Consider the following 18,569-nt stretch of genomic DNA (forward strand, 5'->3'; position numbering starts at 1 on the left):
CTTTAAAATATATTGATGGACTGTTCCTCTCCTATTGGTATTTTTGACTCGGGTATCGGCGGCCTAACCGTTGTAAAAGCGGTTCAGAATGCTCTTCCTAATGAAGATATCATCTATTTTGGCGATACTGCCCGTGTGCCTTACGGGATAAAATCCGAACATACTATCCGCAGCTATGCCCTACAGATCACTGAATTTCTGATGGACCGAGATGTAAAGATGATTCTCATTGCCTGCAATACGGTATCCGCATCTGCCCGAGATGGGATCCAAAAAGCCACCGGTGATATTCCCGTCCTTGATGTAATCACGGCAGGTAGTAAAGCCGCCATGCAGTTTCCCCATCACAAACATATAGGAGTAATCGGTACCCTGGCTACCATCGGTTCCAAAGCTTATGAAGAAGCTATTCGGCAATACAACGGGGAGGTTGAAATAACGGCTGAAGCATGTCCTATGCTGGTACCTCTGGCAGAAGAGGGATGGACCGACAATGAAATAGCAGAACAGATTGTAAAGAAATACCTCCAAAAGTTTGAAGGTAGTGATATAGACAGCCTCATTTTAGGCTGTACCCATTATCCGCTCTTTACCAATACCATTCGCAAAGTACTCCACGACCCGGATATCGAAATTGTTGATTCTGCTCTTTCCATTGCTTCTATGGCTAAAAAGAAACTAGGAGATCTTCAACTGTTGAACGATGAACAATCAGGAAACTTTAACTGCTATGTCAGCGATCGCCCACAACGCTTTCGGGAACTGGCAGAACGATTCTTGGGACAGGATATCCCTAATGTACATATAGCTCAACTACAGCAATGAACAACTCATCTCACCAACAGTCGTTGGCCGTTATTGGTGGTGGAGCTGCGGGCTTTTTTGCCGCCGTAAATGCTGCCCGGCGCTATCCTAGATTAAACGTTACCATTTTTGAAAAAAGCCGTGAAGTGTTGTCTAAAGTTCGAGTTTCGGGCGGCGGACGTTGTAATGTTACCCACCACTGTTTTGATCCGGAAGTACTTTCCCAATCTTATCCCCGGGGTGCAAAAGAACTGCGATGGGCTTTTGAGCAGTTCCAGGCTAAGGATACCGTTACTTGGTTCGAAAATCGTGGAATCGATCTCAAAACAGAAAGTGACGGGCGTATGTTCCCGACTACAGATGATTCGGCAACCATCATCAACTGCTTGAAACGGGAAGCCACCCAGCATGATGTTACCATACACACTAAGAATCGTGTTGAGGCTATTAAACAGGTAAAACAAGAAAGCAGTAAATATGAGCTGCACGTTCGCGGGCAGGCCAATCAACTTTTTGATGCTGTTATTGTCGCCACCGGTGGGTCAAATCGTCGAAGCACTTATGAATGGCTCACCGAGCTGGGCCACAGCATTACAGATCCGGTTCCCTCCTTGTTTACTTTTAATTTCAGAGAAAAAGTATTCAAAGATCTGGCCGGCATTTCTGTTGAAAATGGATCTGTATCTATTGAAGGGACTTCCTACCGGCATACGGGTCCCCTATTGATTACCCACTGGGGCTTAAGCGGTCCGGCCGTTCTTAAAACTTCTGCCTGGGCAGCCCGGTACCTTTATAAAAACGAATACCGATTTACGATACGGGTCAATTGGGTGCATCCCCGAAACGAACAGGAAGTACGAAATACATTAGAGGAGCTTCGGCATGAAAACGCTGCAAAGAATGCTGATAAACAAAATCGATTTCCTTTGCCTAACCGTCTCTGGAAACGCCTGCTGAAACTCACTGATATCGCTCCCGACACACGCTGGGCTGAGCTTTCCAACCAGCACCTTCATGAACTTGCCCAAACACTAACCGGTGCAAGCTACGAGATCCAGGGAAAAACCACCTATAAAGATGAGTTTGTTACCAGTGGCGGTATTCCTCTTAACGAAGTAAACATGGGCACGATGGAGAGCAAAAAATGCCCAAATCTCTATTTTGCCGGGGAAGTACTGAATATCGACGGCATCACGGGCGGGTTCAACTTTCAATCGGCGTGGACCACCGGTTGGATCGCCGCCCAACATCTTGATACAGGGTAATTGCCCCAGTACGTTTAGAAAAAGGACTAAATAAACAATTACAGTAGTTTACTTGCCAAATTTGCCAGCTCCGAGCGCTCCCCTTTCTCCAGATTGATGTGAGCATAAAGATCATTGTCATGCATTCGATCCACCAAAAATGAAAGTCCGTTGCTCTGGGTATCCAGGTAAGGCGTGTCGATCTGGTAGATATCCCCCGTAAAGATAATTTTGGTATTCTCGCCGGCACGGGTGATAATGGTTTTTATCTCATGAGGCGTCAGGTTTTGCGCCTCATCCACAATAAAGATAATATTCGACAAGCTGCGACCCCGAATATATGCCAAGGGAACGATCCGCAGCTTATCGGTTTCCAGCATCTTTTCTACATTCTGGTATTTCTTACTAGTCTCCGGAAACTGGTTTTTAATAAATGACAGATTATCCCAAAGTGGCTGCATGTAGGGATCGATTTTAGCAGTTATATCCCCCGGCAGAAAACCGATATCATTATTGCTTAATGGCACAATAGGTCGGGCCAGGTAGATCTGCTGAAAATTTCGCCGCTGTTCCAACGCCCCGGCCAGGGCCAACAGCGTTTTACCGGTACCGGCTGCCCCCGTGATGGTGACCAACAGATTATTGGGATTCATAATAGCCTGTAAGGCAAATGTCTGCTCGGCATTGCGCGGGGTCACACCATAAGCAGTACTGCGGTGTACCGGTTCTATAAGATCTTTTTGGGGATTGTAGTAGCCCAGCGCTGAGCTTGAGTGGTTCTTTAAAATATAAAAATGATTGCTGGTTGGTTTCTTATCGGTTATTTCGCTTGGTTCCAGCTTACCTTCTTCATAAAGACGATCAATAAATTCAGAATTTTCATACTTAATTTCCGTCTTTCCTTTGTAGAGGTGATCAATATCTTTGATGCGCATCGTTTCATAATCTTCGGCCTCGATATTTAATGCCCGTGCTTTAATACGCAGGTTAATATCCTTGGAAACCAAGATGACCTTGCGATCGGTCTCTTCTCTCAACTTGAGAACCGAGTTCAATATTCGATGATCATTTTTCTTTTTCCCGAAGATATCGGATGAGTCTACCTCACTATCCTCATCGTTAAGTACCCGGATTTTTCCGTGGGTATTTCCATTTAACGGTATCCATTTCTGAAGCATGTTCTTATCAGAAATTTTATCAAGATAGCGACTGAACTCCCGAGCATGTAGGTTGATTACATCATTCCCCTTTTTAAAGGTATCGATCTCTTCCAATACCGTAATAGGAATGCCGATATCGTTTTTCTGGAAATTTTTTACTGCATCGGAATCGTACAGCAGAACAGAAGTATCAAGAACAAAGATCTTATTTTGCTTAGCTTCGGCCATAAAGCATCAATTTAGATTTTAAGAACATCTCATTTCTAAAACCCTGTATTTCAACGTTATTGAATAGCCTGCCCAGAAGCAATTTTAAAATGGAAATATTTACAAGAAAAGCCCGTAAATTTTCAAAAATTATTATAGGTTTTCATTTAGTCCATATAATACGATTGAAGTTGCTATTGCTGCATTTAAGCTCTCCACCTTACGGTCCGTCCCTGCAGAGGGGATTTTCACTGTTTGTCTGTGACCGTTAATGAGCTCCGGGCTTACCCCGTGGGCCTCATTTCCCACTGTAATAACTGCCTTCCCCTGCAGATTAACGTCTTTCAACGGTATGGCTTCGGGTCCGGCATCTAACAAATAGATAGGCCAACCGTGTTCTTCTAATGTTCCAAAGATATCGGGCAACGATCCGTTCAAAAAAGGTATGCTACCTGTAGCGCCCGCTGTTGCTCGTACCACCTTGGGATGAAAGAGATCAACCGTTCCCTTTCCCGAGATAATACCACCCGCTCCAAACCATGATGCTGTTCGTATGATTGTACCTAGATTTCCAGGGTCCTGCACCGCATCAAGAGCCACAATGGTTCCCTCCTGTGATGCTAAACGTTTTGCGGATGTTTCCTGTGGCATTTGGCACATAGCCAGCACCCCTTGCGGGTTATCAGTATCGGAGACCTCTGCAAAAAGTTTTTCATCCAACACGGCGCCCTTTACCTTCGTCATCGCCTCTTGCCAAAATTGCTGATTCCAATACTGCTGGGATTCATCAAAAAAAAGATGCTGGACGGATACTGAACTATTTGCCAGTATTTGCTCTATCGCTCGCGCACCCTCAATCAAAAAAAGTTGCTCTTTAGCACGATACTTTTTCTTATTCAATTTGCGTAAAAGAGTGGCCTGTCGGTTCGAGACGGGTCTTGGATTCATACTTTTTACCTCTTTAATTGCACAGCGCATATTTTTACATTAATCAGATACACACTGCGGAAAACTCATTAACAATACTTATTTTACGACCAAAATTTAACGAATCAACGAACCAATTTTATGGATTTTCTTAAGAAATTAGGTATTGAAGGAACAAACCTCGGTACCAGTACCGGACAACAATTTTTAGGTGATGAAGGAGCAGAAACTATTTCGAGTCATACACCTATTGATGGCTCTCAAATTGCTGACACCACTGTAACCACTCGCGAAGAGTACGACAAGGTGGTGGTACAAGCACAAGAGGCATTTAAGGAATGGCGAATGGTTCCAGCTCCAAAACGCGGAGAAATTGTGCGGCAGATCGGGCTGGAGCTACGTAAACATAAAGAAGATCTGGGGCGCCTGGTAACCTATGAAATGGGTAAAATATACCAAGAAGGCCTGGGTGAAGTTCAAGAAATGATTGACATCTGTGACTTTGCAGTTGGACAATCCCGAATGCTTTATGGAAAAACGATGCAGTCTGAGCGCCCTGAGCACCGTATGTACGAACAGTGGCAGCCTCTGGGTATCACAGGTATTATCTCTGCATTCAACTTTCCAGTAGCCGTCTATAGCTGGAATGCTATGATAGCCGCTATATGCGGTAATGTGATGATCTGGAAAGGATCTGAGAAAACGCCTTTATGCGGTATCGCTGTACAAAACATCACTGCCAAAGTTTTAAAGCGAAATGATCTGCCCGAGGGCATTTTCAATCTCGTGACCGGAGGGCGTGAAGTTGGTGAATGGATGACGGAAGATGAACGACTCCCCCTAATTTCTGCAACGGGCTCTATCCGTATGGGTAAAGAAGTTGCAAAAACAGTAGGTGCGCGTTTAGGCAAGACCATCCTTGAACTCGGCGGTAATAATGCCATCATCGTGTCAGAAAATGCTGACCTTGAAATGGCTGCCCGAGCTACCGTATTTGGTTCGGTAGGCACCTGTGGTCAACGTTGTACTTCCACCCGTCGTCTGATCATTCATGAAGAGGTATTTGATGAATTCAAAAACCGTCTCATTGAAATTTATGAAGATGTCAATATTGGGAACCCTCTGGATGAAGATACTCTGGTTGGTCCGCTGATTGATGAACAGGCCACAGAAAATATGCAAAAAGCACTACAAGAAGTTGAAGAAGCCGGTGGTGAAGTGATTTACGGAGGCGAGAAGCTGAATTATACTAAACTCAAAGATGGCCAGTATGTACGACCTGCTATTGCAGTTGCAGAGAATGAATTTGATATCGTACAAGAAGAGACCTTTGCCCCCATCTTGTATCTCTTAAAGTACAGCGATCTGGACGAAGCTATTGCCAAGCACAATGGCGTAAAACAGGGACTCAGCTCTTCGATCTTTACTCTCAACATTCGCGAAGCCGAAACATTTTTAAGTGCCCGCGGCTCTGATTGTGGTATTGCAAACGTTAACGTTGGTACCAGTGGCGCCGAAATCGGTGGGGCTTTCGGCGGTGAAAAAGAAACCGGTGGTGGCCGCGAATCAGGATCTGATGCATGGAAAGCCTATATGCGTCGTCAGACTAATACCATCAACTGGAGTGATGAAATGCCTTTAGCCCAAGGTATTGAGTTTGATGTAGACTAACCTTATTTCCAAAACAATAAAAAAGAAACAAAAAAGCCCCGGTTTCCGGGGCTTTTTTATTTTCGTAATTACATCGTGATATTTATAAAATACTGTACGATATACCGGCCGAGAGCACTTGTTTAATTTGCACCTCGCGCGAAAAGTCACTGTCATAGATCATCACAAACTGAAGTGACATATTCATCACATCGTTAATTTTACCGATCAGCTCATTTGAGAAATTCACATCCGTGTTATCAATATGCCGCTGGAGATTTGTAAAAGTCTCAACAGAACTAATTAAACGAACATTGGAAAAAACTTTGCGTTCGAAATTAAGGGCAATCGAATAACCCGGCTCAAAACGAAATTTTTCTCCTGCATCCAACCCATAGCGGGTAGACAAGGTGGTATCAGAAACAATTGTTTCCTTTAATGCCATACCGGCTTCGGCTGTAAAATAATCTGCTGGGTTATAAGCGATACCCGCAATTTGCGTAAAGTAAGCCGGGGCAAAGAACTTTGATATAAGCTTGGGGGCCTCCCCGTCGGGTACATTATAGTCAAAGCCCTGATCAAACTGGGTACTAAAATTAATATTCGCAAAAGCACTCCACTGGTTATCTTCAAAGAGGTAACTAAACTTATTATTAATGGCAATACGATCATCGGTTTTACGAGTTCCTTCTCCTTCTAGCCGGGCTTTACCATATTTTAAGTTTGTTGCCAATGCATAGGCAAAACGGTTCTTACGAAATTTAGCATTAAAAACAGTAGAAGCCGTTACACTGATTGTATTCACCCCACCCTGACTCCAATTATCGTAAGAAGCTTGTGCACCGTTAAGTCCACTAACCCAATCCAGCTCCCAACCTTCAAGGGAATCAGCTACAATAATTTTTCGATTAATCCGTGACATATCCCGTACCGAGATATCACTTTTATCTTCGATCAGGTCACTGATTTCTATAGCTTCTTGGCCAGCAGATTGAAAAGTTGCAACAAAAAGAAACAAAGAAAGGAATAAAATGGGGGATATACGTGGCATTATTTTTTAACCAGTTTACGTCAATAATTTTAAGGAGATTAAAAATAGTATAAAATAACTAAATAATAAACTAACTTAGATTAGGACTAGACCTTTTCCAAAACCACTTTTAGTACATCCATACCATTTACTACAACAGAAACATGCTCATTAACTTTGGTAGGTAGCTCCATTCCACAAAACTCAGCCTGGACAGGAAATTTTCGATGGCCCCGGTCTATCATTACAGCGGTGTGTACTTCTGAGAGCTCTAATCCATTTACCACTGTAGTAAGGGCTTGAAACATCGTCTGCCCAGAAAATATAACATCATCAACAATGAGTACTAGATTTTTTTGCATCTCGGCAGAATCCAATTCATTAATCACTGTATAGGGATCTCCTTTCTTAAGTGGTAATTGTGCCGAATCTATCTCTACCTCCGCAATATCAGATAACACTTCTACAAGCTTTTGGGCAACGGCATATCCCCTTTCATCAATACCAAACAAAAAAATATCACTATTATCTGTATTGCGTTCTAAAATTTCATAAGCCATTCTTTTGGCCGAACGGTTAATGCGCGGACTATCCATTAATACCAATGGGCTGTTCATATACTTATTCTATTCTTATTAACGTTTTAACGTTGTTTTAATGATCAATTAAAGCTAAACTTATTTATAATCTGGCAAAGGCTTTGTACCTTAATAAAGGTATTATAATAAAGACTGTAACTTACAAATCTTTAAATAAAAAAAGAGAGAACAGCTATGGCACAAAAAAAGACGAAGAATTCTTTTTTAGTTTTAACAACCTCCTTTGTTGGCGGTTTGGCTGCAGGCCTATTACTAGCTCCCAAAAATGGAGCCCGGAATCGAGCGTGGTTAGCTGAGCGTATTGGAGAACTCTCAAACTGGGTCGATGATCAACGTAAATCAGTTCAGCATTTAGGTAAACAAGAGGTACATAAATTTCATCAACATATACAACAGGGGATTCACCAGAACGTACCTGACCTCTACCATGCAACAGCAAAAATTGACCTAAGTGATCAGAAGCTCAACGGTGAATAATAACCAACGTTCATATCACGAAGAACTGCTACACTGGATCTGGGAAACAAAAAACTTTGTCCACCAAGAAAAGTATACCACAAATGGAAAAAATATCATTATCCATGATACCGGGCACCTTAACAGATCTGATGGTCCTGATTTTTTAAATGCTGAAGTAACCATTGGTAACTTGCGCTGGTTCGGAGATATCGAGATCCATTGGGTACCTTCCGACTGGAAAACCCACGGGCATCATAAAGACCCAAACTATGAACAGGTTATTCTTCATGTCATCTTTAAGGATACCTGCGAAAAGATTCAGCACAGTAATGGCTCTCCAATTCCTACTTTCTGTTTATCATCTCATTTACGAAAACCGTTACAATCGTTTTTAGAGCAATATCGCCAACAACCTAAACTGCCTTGCTCGGGTCAGTTTTCTTTTATTTCTGAGGAAGCGTTTGAAAAACAACTGGAACAAGCCCACAAAGAATACTTTGAACAAAAGGTAAACGATATCTTAGCATTTTATGATTCAACATTAGTTCCCTCCAAAGCATGGCAGAAAATGTTAGCCATTGCACTTTTTGACGGTTTGGGGATATCTCATAATCGTCGCCCCATGCAGAAACTTGCCGAAAAGTTATTTCCAATTGCTCAGAATTATAATTCCTCGCAACAGCTCAAAGATAGAGCCCTTCAACTTTCCGATATTAATTCTTCTGATACCTCTGCAGACACTTTTAACTGGAATCATCGTGGCGTGCGACCTGGCAACCATCCCACTGCCCGCATTAAGCAAGGGGCCGAATGCCTGTGGTTTATCTTAGACCTACCTTTCCAGTCATGGTTACGTAATAACCCCCAATCACTTTGGGCGGATATGTGTAATAGCATCACTACCACCCCTTCGTTAGGTTCCGAACGTTCTGACATCCTCTTTGGCACTGTATTTTTACCGGCCCTATATTCTTTGGGGAATCTCTTTTTCTGTGAACGACTAAAAACCGATAGCTGGGAACTTTGGAAAAGCCACAAGGTAGCTATTCCACCCTCGCTTTTGAGGCTCCTCGAACAAACTGAGCTTCCCCCCTCTCTTTATGCCCATCGGTTAGGTACCATTCATCAGCTTCGGAGTTACTGCAGACCCAGGAAATGCCAAAATTGCAAAGTATTTAAAATTGCAATTTCTTCTTGATTCGCATTGTGGAAATCCCTATTATCTGAATCTGTTAAAAACGGGACAACATTGCCCGGTCGTCTAATGGCAGGACAGCGGTTTTTGGTACCGTCAGTGGGGGTTCGAGTCCTCCCCGGGCAACACTTGATAAATTAACCATAAAAGGATGACTGCAAAGCCATCCTTTTCTTTTATTTTTAAATTCCTGAATCTTCGCTTCGTTGGATACTCCCTTAGCCATATTTGCCGGACGCAGCAATCTCGCTCTTTCACGTGCAATTGCAGAAAAGTATGGTACCACTCTTGGAGAGGTTACCATTAAGCCATTTTCGGATGGCGAACTTTATGCCAAATATGAACAAAGTATTCGCGGTGAAGACGTTTTTGTCGTTCAATCGACACCGCCACCCGGTGATAACATTATGGAGCTGCTTCTATTATTAGATGCAGCCAAGCGGGCTTCTGCCAAACGCGTTACGGCAGTAATGCCCTACTTTGGTTACGCACGCCAAGATCGCAAAGATCAGCCCCGGGTTTCTATTGCTTCAAAGTTGATGGCGAACTTATTGACCGAAGCCGGAGCAGATCGAATTTTGACAATGGATCTGCATGCCGCACAGATACAGGGATTTTTTGATATACCGCTGGACCATTTATATGCCAGTCGGTTATTTATTGATCATTTTAGTGAAAACCCAATTGAAAACCTGGTCGTAGTTTCTCCTGATGTGGGTAGTTTGAAGATGGCGCGATCGTATGCCAAACGACTAGGTGCAAGACTTGCTTTTATCGACAAACGGAGGCCCAAGCAAAATGTGGCTGAAGTCATGAATATTGTCGGAGAAGTTGAAGGTAAGAATGTGCTGATCGTTGATGATCTCATTGATACGGCTGGCACACTTACGAATGCAGCCTCTGCCCTTAAAGAACGCGGAGCGCTTAACATTACAGCAACATGTACCCACCCGATATTATCCGGGCCGGCGTACCAACGCATTGAAGATTCACCCATTGATCAATTACTGGTGACTGATACGGTACCGCTTCGTAAACCGTCAAGTAAAATTAAGGTTTTGAGCGTAGCAGGTATTTTTGCTGAAGCAATACAGCGTATCCACACCAATGATACTATAAGTGCACTTTTTGACGACTAAATTAGTAACCACAGAAACACGAACACACTGAAGTTTATTACCACACTCTTTGCATCTAAATGTTTTGTGCTTTCGTGGTAAAAAAATCAACAACATAGAATTATGACTACTCCAGAAGTTGTAGAGCTTGAAGGAAAAATTAGAGAAACAGGACGCAATGCCGCAAAAACGCTTCGGGATGCCATGCGCGTACCCGCTGTTTTATACGGTCCTAAAATAGATGAGAACGTTCACTTTTCTATTGATGAGCTTGAACTTGAAAAAATATTATCGGTAAGCAAGCGTCAAATCATCGAAATTACTATTGATGGTGAAACGTATGATACCCTGCTCAAAGAAGTAGAATTTCATCCACTAACTGATCGTCCGGTACATGTAGACTTTTATGGACTGGCAGAAGATCATGAAGTGACATTGAGTGTCCCTATTAAACTTGAAGGAACACCTGTTGGTGTTACTGAAGGTGGTGGACGTATCTTCCAACCTATGCATATTCTACGCATCCGTGTTACTCCTGACCTTATTCCGGGTGAATATTCTGTGGATGTTAGTGAGCTGGAAATTGGTGATAACCTCCACGTTCGTGACCTGGAGCTTGAAGGGATTATCCCGCTCGACGATCTCAGCAGAACGCTAGTTACCATTCGTCCTCCAAAATCCGAAGCTCTGCTTACCTCTTCTCTTATTTCCGAAGAGCCAAGCGAAGAAGAGCTCGAAGAAGGAGAATTGCCAGAAGGCGAAGAAGGAGAACTTGCAGAAGGCGAAGAAGCCGAAGGCGAGGAAGGCGAAGAAGGAGAAGAAGAAGCAACCGAATAACTTGCATAAAAACACTGACTTAACCAGCGTATCTGCTTTATGCCGTTAATTATTGGCTTGGGTAATCCCGGAAGTAAATACGCTGGCACTCGTCATAATATCGGATTTGAACTAATTGATACACTGGCACAATCGCTGTCAGTACGACTAGGGCCCGGCAAGGGCCCTTTTCATGTGGGAAAAGGAAATCATGCAGGGCAGCCCCTTTACCTCATTAAACCCACAACATACATGAACAACAGTGGCAAAGCCGTACAACAAGCAATTAACTGGTATAAAGAAGATATTGACCTCTGTTTGGTATGCTATGATGATTTGGCTTTAGATGTGGGAACGATACGTTTGCGTCCAAGTGGTGGCGCAGGCGGGCACAACGGAATAAAAGATATTATTCAACAACTGGGTACGAACGCTTTTCCGCGCTTACGAATCGGGATTGGAAATGACTTTCCAAAGGGACAACAAGTACAACATGTACTATCCTCTTTTACGGATGAGGAGCGCACCGTTCTTAACCCTACTTTGGATAAAGCTGTCGATGCAACCTTTTGTTTTATTCGAGAGGGCATCGAAGAGGCAATGAATAAGTTTAATTGATCAATTAATAACGCTTACAACTAACCAATAATTAATATGGATACCTTAATAACCTACTTAGTCCCCATAGCGGGAGTTCTGGGCTTATTATACACCCTTATAAAATCTTCATGGGTTTCTAAGCAAGATACCGGAACCGAAAAAATGGCCGAAATAAGCAGACACATTCAACGTGGTGCTATGGCTTTTCTTAAAGCAGAGTACAAAGTGCTTTCTATTTTTGTAATTTCTGTTGCTATTCTTCTCGGTGTCACTGCAAATGCTCAGACCTCTCACTGGCTCGTTTCTGTTTCATTTATTATTGGAGCCTTCTGTTCTGGTTTAGCAGGCTTTATTGGAATGCGTGTTGCTACTAAAGCAAATGTTCGCACTACCAACGCCGCTCGCGAAGGCCTCGGCAAAGGATTAAATATTGCTTTTGCCGGTGGTTCTGTAATGGGACTCGGCGTAGTTGGACTAGGTGTACTCGGACTTGGAGCCCTGTTTCTTTTCTTTGGAGATATGTTTGGAACAGGAACAGCTGCTGAAGTAAATAAAGTTTTAGCTGTTGTTACGGGCTTCTCTTTTGGTGCTTCTTCTATTGCACTTTTTGCACGTGTAGGTGGAGGTATTTATACCAAAGCAGCTGATGTAGGTGCTGACCTGGTAGGTAAAGTTGAAGCAGGGATTCCTGAAGATCACCCACTAAACCCTGCAACTATTGCAGACAATGTTGGTGATAATGTTGGTGATGTCGCCGGTATGGGAGCTGATCTTTTTGAATCATATGTCGGTTCTATTATTGGTTCTATGGTACTGGGCGCAGCATTTATGACAAATCCCGAATGGGCAGATAACTTCAATGGCCTATCTGCAGTACTGCTTCCCCTTGTATTAGCAGGCACCGGAATTATTACATCCATTATCGGTACATTCTTTGTACGCGTTAAAGAAGGCGGAAACCCACAAACTGCTCTTAATATTGGCGAGTTTGTTTCTGCCGTTATCATGCTAATTGCATCTTATATTCTTATCCACTGGATGCTACCTGCAAGCTGGACATTTAATGGTATTGAATACACTCCAAGCGGCGTATTCTGGGCTACAATCTTTGGACTTGCGGCAGGCCTGTTGATCGGACTTATTACCGAACATTACACAGGCACAGGTACAAGTCCTGTCAAATCTATTGTACGCCAGTCTTCTACCGGGGCTGCTACAAATATTATCGCCGGTTTAGGTGTGGGAATGATCTCTACTGCTATCCCCATCGTAATTATTGCTACTGCAATTATTGGCGCATATGAATTAGCCGGTCTATACGGTATTGCTATTGCTGCTGTTGGTATGCTTTCCAACACAGGTATTCAGCTGGCTGTTGATGCTTACGGTCCTATTTCAGATAACGCCGGCGGTATTGCCGAGATGTCTGAGCTTCCAAGTGAAGTTCGTGACCGCACTGATAAACTTGATGCCGTAGGAAATACTACTGCTGCTATCGGTAAAGGTTTTGCTATCGGTTCTGCTGCTCTTACTGCCCTGGCACTCTTTGCGGCTTTTATCACTTCATATAATGCTACGCACGAAGTAAGCCTTACAGGGATTGATATTACACAACCTACAGTAATGGCTGCACTCTTTATTGGAGCTATGCTTCCCTTCTTGTTCTCTGCGCTCTCTATGAACGCCGTAGGACGTGCTGCAATGTCAATGATTGAAGAAGTTCGTCGTCAGTTCAATGATATACCTGAACTGCGCGCCGGCCTTGATGCGATGAGCCGTAACGAAGGCGAGAAGCTTGAAAATTGGTCTGAAGAAGATCAAAAGATTTTCGAAACTGCCACTGGAAAAGCGGAATATGAAAAGTGTGTAGAAATCTCTACCACTGCATCGCTTCGAGAAATGGTTGCTCCGGGTCTATTAGCAGTAATTGTACCCGTCGCATTTGGCTTTATAGGTGGTCCTGAAATGCTTGGCGGCCTGCTTGCAGGTGTTACTGCATCAGGTGTACTAATGGCGCTCTTCCAGTCTAATGCTGGTGGTGCCTGGGACAATGCCAAGAAAATGATTGAAGAAGGTTTTGAACATAATGGAGAAACATTGTCCAAAGGGTCTGAAGCCCATAAAGCTGCTGTTGTAGGCGATACTGTGGGTGATCCTTTCAAGGATACCTCTGGACCTTCACTTAATATACTTATTAAGCTGATGTCCGTTGTTGCACTTGTTATTGCAACAATGATCTAAGCTTATACTTAAGACATTATTCCTCAAGCCCTGCACTTAATACTGCAGGGCTTTTTTTATAACCTTTTCACTTGTCATCCTGAACTCCATTCAAGATCTTTCTGTTTGTCAACAGTAATTGCAACCTCCCATTAGCTGTAGCTTTACCACCATGGATATTTTTAAACTATTCTTTAATCATGACCAACGACTTGATAAATTAGCTAAACGCAACGCCAACAAGTCGAAAGAAGAAGTTGAGGCTACGTTATCAGATTTTATGAAGCCTGACCTTACTTATTCCAAATTCTACCTTACCGGTACAAAACTCGAAGAGGAGCAGTTTGGGCTAAACAAAATCGAAAAATATCAAGACGTCCTTCAACAGTTGGATAACGCTTTTATCAACCGTTCTATTCATACTGCCGAAGGGAACTACCAGCGACTATCAGAAGCTATTGATAGTACAACAATTGGACAGGTTTTAATTATCAGTAGCAATCCTCAAAAAGAATACAACTTCGAGCTACTACAGCTTGATGAGGAATCAAACGTAGGCCATAAAAAAGAAGAGCTCAGCGAGATATTAAAAGATGAAGACTACGTAATCTATAAAGAACAAGCACATCATGGATTCGACTTACACCTGTTTTCTCTGGAAAATATATATCCCCTCCTGTTTACCCACTTAAAACCATTAGTAGATAACGCTTTCCGTTTTTTCAGTATCAATAGTAAAAGAATGGGATCAGAACGGCATTTCTACTTTGAGACCTGGACCTTAGGCAACCCACCGCATGGGGCTGAAGAAGTTTTCACAGATACTACAATTTAAACAGCTGAATCCTACCGTGTGCAAAGAAAAATTTAAACCCTCTGAAGGTCAGTTTACAATTAATCATTCTCCATTCTGCAAATAATGAGAAGCCTTGGGCTACTCTTGGGGTCAAAATCACTTCCCCGGTAATCCCCTTTTACATCTAAGATCTCTAGATCTCTTTTATTCATTTCACTTTTAAACCAGGGTAATCCATATAATTTTACTCGTTCAGAATAGGAACGCGGTTCATCAAGTCCCTGTCCTTCAAAAATAATATCTTTGTGGATAGCCCCATCCTCCACATATCGCTGGATACTATAATGAATATTATGAAACTCTCCCTGATCTTCAGGCCTATATTCCCGTTTTACTTTTTCTGCATTCAAATAGTCTAAAACAAACAGACCATCCGGGTTCAGCATTTTCACAACACTATCTAGAACTGATGCATTTTCATCATCATGCTCAAAATAACCGAAAGTGGTAAAAAGGTTCACAACGGCATCAAAAGTTTGATCCAGTGGCTCACGCATATCCCCCACTTCAAAAGAAACATTATCAAGTTCCAACTCTTCGGCTTTTTCCATAGCTGTTTCAATCGCTTGGGGAGACAGATCAATCCCCTTCACTCTATATCCTTTTTGAGCCAGATCTATTGAATGGCGACCGCGCCCACATCCCAAATCAAGAATAGTAGAACATTCATTATGCAAAAATTTTTCTTCTAAAAAACTGATTAGCTGTCGTGCTTCCTCTTCATCACGATTAGCATATAACTTTTCATATAATGGACTATCAAACCACTCTTCGAACCAACCCATGTAAATCTATTTCTATATTGAGCATTTACTGCACGGAATGAATCAAAATTACAGGATTATTGCAAACTTTTGCTTTTATCTTTCCTTAGGTTTTAATTATTTGTTCCTTAACAGTGTTAACCGATACAACCATATGGGATAACAAAATTAACCAAATCAACTACTATCAATACACATCAGAGCATCTTGCAAATACTCAGCAATTTCTGCTCTACTAAATTAATAACCAAATCTGGAGAATTTATGCGAAGATTCATAGCTACAATCTGTTTAATATTCTTATGTTCGGGATCTGCTCTCGCCAGCGGATTCTCAATATATGAAGCAAGTGTCCGTGCCAATGGTATGCTCGGCGCTTTTTCTGCTTACGCAGATCACGTTTCAACTATTTATTATAACCCAGCCGGTTTGGGTGGGATGGACGGCATACGGGTTAGCGGTGGAGCTACCATTATTGCTCCACGTTCAACGTTCCGTAACCTTTCTTCGCTGGCTCCCCGTGGAGAAAAAACCGTTATGGAAAAACAAAATTTCCTGGTTCCTAACTTTTACGGTTCTTACCAAATAACTGATAATCTTACGGCTGGTATCGGAGTTTATGCTCCTTTTGGACTGGGAACCAAATGGCCCTCTGACTGGGTTGGTCGCGGATCTGCTATTGAAACAAGTATTGAAACGCTTTTTATAAATCCATCTATCGGATATCAGTTGCCCGATTTCGGTATCGGAAAAATTAAAATCGGTGCTGGTTTACAGATCGCTGCACATGGAGAAGTAAAGCTGAAACGTGCCGTTACCTCTTTTACGCCCGAAGGAACCTTTATTTTAAATGGTGAACTCGAAAAGCCTGCATATGGCTTCAATGCTGGTCTTTTGTATGAACCGGTAGAAGATATAACCATCGGCTTTACCTATCGAAGTGAAGTCACTACAAAGTTCGAAGGAGATGCGACCTTTGAAAACCTTAATGTTGGATTCCCATCCGAGGCAAAAGGCGGTGCAGAAATCACCATGCCTTCCAGCTATGTTATTGCCCTCAATGTGAAGCCAATAGAGGGGCTTACCACTGAACTGGACTATGTTTGGTGGGGTTGGTCTAGCTATGATGAGTTAGCTATTAACTTTGACCAAAATATCCCTGCATTAGGCGGTAGTACCATTGTTAGTGAACGAAACTACAACGATTCATGGCAGCTTCGCTTTGGTGCAGAATATACGAAAGTAGGTATTGAAGGTCTTACCTTGAGAGGAGGAATTGCATACGATGAAAACCCCATTAAAGATCGCTATGTAGATCCCACTCTACCTGACTCTGACCGCTGGTTGTTTTCCGGTGGTGTGACATATAGCCTCACGGATTACCTGGCTATTGATGCCGCATATATCTTTATCCGTGCCAAACAGCGCGAGGTTACCAATACCCATGAAGGCGGTATTGATGGCGTTTATACAACCTATGCTAACCTGCCGAGTTTAGGCTTCACTCTGAATTTATAATAAAATGGGAATTCACGTCATGAATTATTTGATAACACATACCAAAAAACTATTATCGCTGGTTATACTACTGGCACTTCTCTCAAATTGTAAAGATTACAACGACCTCGACCCTGCTACTGATGATTCCGGAGATGCTGACTTTACCTCTTATGTAGCAGTAGGAAATAGTCTGACAGCGGGTTTTCAAAATAACGCGTTATATGAGTCCGCACAGAAATACTCTTTTCCCAACCTACTTGCTCGTCAGATGAATAAATCTGAAAGCTTTGAACAACCGTTGATTAGTAATCCGGGTATCGGTTCTGGGGGGCGAATAGAGTTAACGAGTCTCGATCCAGTAGCAACAACTCGTAATTCTAACCAGGGTGCTCCTATTAACCAAGATGACAAACCCTTTTCAAACCTTGGAGTTCCGGGAGCTGTTTTGGTTGACTACATGAATCCAAAAAATGCTGGAAATTTAAAAGAACGGGCTACCGATCAAACGAATCCGGCTTTTAATCCTTTCTATAGTCTTGTAATGGAACAAGCCGAACTTTCAAAGTCAGCTCCAAATCTCCATAACCAAGTGGCTAAGCAGAATCCAACCTTTATCACATTCTGGCTGGGTAATAACGATGTGCTTGGCTTTGTTACATCAGGAGGAGAAGGGCAATCGATTACACCAGCAGCCAACTTCACTAACCTGTATCAGGCCTCTGCTCAAGGCTTAGCAGCAACAGGCGCCAGTGTGATGGTATACACTATTCCGGATGTAACCAATATTCCTTTTGTCTTCTACCTCCGAACACAGCTAGAACAACAAGGAGCTATAACTTTTAACTCCAGTAGTCAAAGTTATCAGCTTGTCACCGAAAATGGTAATTTTGACATCTATATAGATGTAGACGGGAATGCTGAAGTAATGCGTAAAGACGATTTTCCACTTCTGAGTGCACAGTCATACTTTGCCAAAGTGCAAGCAGGCGAAGTACAACCTCCGGTTCAGCCGAGTACTGCTATCCCTGATGAATTGGTACTGGATGGCAATTTGGCGACTCAGGATCCCTCCGATTCTGAACTTGAACGAGCAGCAGCTGCTGTTGCCCAATACAATGGGACTATTGCTTCAGTTGCTTCAAACAATAACTTTGCGGTAGTTGATATAAACAAAATATTCAGTGATATCTTTACCACCTTTCAAAGCTCCCAAGGACAAATGGGATATCAGACAGATGGTTTAAATCTCCGGCCGGTCCCGGGTGAACTGTTCAGCTTTGATGGTATCCATCCAACAAATAGGGGAGCAGCTGTTATTGCCAACCAGTCAATTGAAGTTCTAAATAATGCGTACAACGCAAATTTGGATAAGATTGACGTAGCCAAAACTCCTGAAGGATTCCCAGTAGCAAACTAACCG

General features: G+C 42.7%; 17 protein-coding genes and 1 tRNA gene. 13 read left to right on the forward strand and 5 right to left on the reverse strand.

Features of this window, described 5'->3' with window-relative positions; genetic code table 11:
- Positions 1-15 precede the first annotated feature (15 nt).
- Together murI and FCN14_RS15175 are read left to right on the forward strand one after the other, a co-directional pair.
- A complete protein-coding gene (gene murI, locus FCN14_RS15170) occupies positions 16-825 on the forward strand; it encodes a glutamate racemase (RefSeq protein ID WP_138432153.1) in 810 nt (269 codons plus the stop codon).
- Entirely contained in the window at positions 822-2,069 is a 1,248-nt protein-coding gene (locus FCN14_RS15175; protein ID WP_138432154.1) for a BaiN/RdsA family NAD(P)/FAD-dependent oxidoreductase, read from the forward strand. The genes murI and FCN14_RS15175 overlap by 4 nt, the downstream gene beginning before the upstream one ends.
- Before the next feature lie 38 nt (positions 2,070-2,107).
- On the opposite strand, the gene FCN14_RS15180 is transcribed toward FCN14_RS15175, so the two are convergent.
- Positions 2,108-3,436, reverse strand: a complete 1,329-nt coding sequence (locus tag FCN14_RS15180; protein ID WP_138432155.1) for a PhoH family protein — start codon at positions 3,434-3,436, stop codon at positions 2,108-2,110.
- Between the two features lie 132 nt (positions 3,437-3,568).
- Entirely contained in the window at positions 3,569-4,363 is a 795-nt protein-coding gene (locus tag FCN14_RS15185) for a TrmH family RNA methyltransferase (protein ID WP_171032963.1), read from the reverse strand.
- 120 nt (positions 4,364-4,483) lie between these two features.
- On the opposite strand from FCN14_RS15185, the gene amaB reads away from it, so the two are divergent.
- Positions 4,484-6,013 (forward strand): L-piperidine-6-carboxylate dehydrogenase, encoded by a 1,530-nt coding sequence (gene amaB / locus FCN14_RS15190; RefSeq protein ID WP_138432157.1) that lies wholly within the window; start codon positions 4,484-4,486, stop codon positions 6,011-6,013.
- Between the two features lie 82 nt (positions 6,014-6,095).
- On the opposite strand, the gene FCN14_RS15195 is transcribed toward amaB, so the two are convergent.
- Entirely contained in the window at positions 6,096-7,043 is a 948-nt protein-coding gene (locus FCN14_RS15195; protein ID WP_138432158.1) for a DUF3078 domain-containing protein, read from the reverse strand.
- Positions 7,044-7,129: 86 nt separating this feature from the next.
- Complete coding sequence (locus FCN14_RS15200) at positions 7,130-7,639, reverse strand: phosphoribosyltransferase family protein (protein WP_138432159.1); 510 nt, start codon at positions 7,637-7,639, stop codon at positions 7,130-7,132.
- Between the two features lie 156 nt (positions 7,640-7,795).
- Between FCN14_RS15200 and FCN14_RS15205 the strand changes: the two genes are divergently transcribed.
- The 8 genes from FCN14_RS15205 to FCN14_RS15240 all read left to right on the forward strand — a co-directional run bounded on the left by FCN14_RS15205 (position 7,796) and on the right by FCN14_RS15240 (position 14,864).
- Complete coding sequence (locus tag FCN14_RS15205) at positions 7,796-8,098, forward strand: YtxH domain-containing protein (RefSeq protein WP_138432160.1); 303 nt, start codon at positions 7,796-7,798, stop codon at positions 8,096-8,098.
- The gene (locus FCN14_RS15210) at positions 8,073-9,278 is read left to right on the forward strand and encodes a DUF2851 family protein (protein WP_138432161.1); all 1,206 of its coding nucleotides are present in this window, start codon (positions 8,073-8,075) and stop codon (positions 9,276-9,278) included. The genes FCN14_RS15205 and FCN14_RS15210 overlap by 26 nt, the downstream gene beginning before the upstream one ends.
- A gap of 52 nt (positions 9,279-9,330) precedes the next feature.
- Positions 9,331-9,401, forward strand: a tRNA-Gln gene (locus FCN14_RS15215).
- Between the two features lie 80 nt (positions 9,402-9,481).
- Positions 9,482-10,414 carry a ribose-phosphate diphosphokinase gene (locus tag FCN14_RS15220; protein WP_138432162.1) on the forward strand — a complete coding sequence of 311 codons (933 nt, stop codon included), beginning with the start codon at positions 9,482-9,484 and terminating at the stop codon, positions 10,412-10,414.
- A 102-nt stretch (positions 10,415-10,516) separates the two neighbouring features.
- On the forward strand, positions 10,517-11,230 hold the full coding sequence (locus FCN14_RS15225; protein WP_138432163.1) for a 50S ribosomal protein L25: 714 nt from the start codon (positions 10,517-10,519) through the stop codon (positions 11,228-11,230).
- Positions 11,231-11,269: 39 nt separating this feature from the next.
- Complete coding sequence (gene pth / locus FCN14_RS15230; RefSeq protein WP_138432164.1) at positions 11,270-11,827, forward strand: aminoacyl-tRNA hydrolase; 558 nt, start codon at positions 11,270-11,272, stop codon at positions 11,825-11,827.
- A 36-nt stretch (positions 11,828-11,863) separates the two neighbouring features.
- On the forward strand, positions 11,864-14,050 hold the full coding sequence (locus FCN14_RS15235) for a sodium-translocating pyrophosphatase (protein WP_138432165.1): 2,187 nt from the start codon (positions 11,864-11,866) through the stop codon (positions 14,048-14,050).
- A 151-nt stretch (positions 14,051-14,201) separates the two neighbouring features.
- Positions 14,202-14,864, forward strand: a complete 663-nt coding sequence (locus FCN14_RS15240) for a hypothetical protein (protein ID WP_138432166.1) — start codon at positions 14,202-14,204, stop codon at positions 14,862-14,864.
- 59 nt (positions 14,865-14,923) lie between these two features.
- On the opposite strand, the gene FCN14_RS15245 is transcribed toward FCN14_RS15240, so the two are convergent.
- On the reverse strand, positions 14,924-15,670 hold the full coding sequence (locus tag FCN14_RS15245; protein ID WP_138432167.1) for a class I SAM-dependent methyltransferase: 747 nt from the start codon (positions 15,668-15,670) through the stop codon (positions 14,924-14,926).
- A 243-nt stretch (positions 15,671-15,913) separates the two neighbouring features.
- Here FCN14_RS15245 and FCN14_RS15250 point away from each other — a divergent pair, with 243 nt between their 5' ends.
- Both FCN14_RS15250 and FCN14_RS15255 read left to right on the forward strand, forming a co-directional pair.
- Entirely contained in the window at positions 15,914-17,167 is a 1,254-nt protein-coding gene (locus FCN14_RS15250) for an OmpP1/FadL family transporter (protein WP_138432168.1), read from the forward strand.
- Positions 17,168-17,186: 19 nt separating this feature from the next.
- Positions 17,187-18,566 carry an SGNH/GDSL hydrolase family protein gene (locus tag FCN14_RS15255; protein WP_171032964.1) on the forward strand — a complete coding sequence of 460 codons (1,380 nt, stop codon included), beginning with the start codon at positions 17,187-17,189 and terminating at the stop codon, positions 18,564-18,566.
- Positions 18,567-18,569 lie beyond the last annotated feature (3 nt).

This window comes from Fodinibius saliphilus (genome assembly GCF_005869845.1).
Classification (GTDB): Bacteria; Bacteroidota; Rhodothermia; order Balneolales; family Balneolaceae; genus Fodinibius; species Fodinibius saliphilus.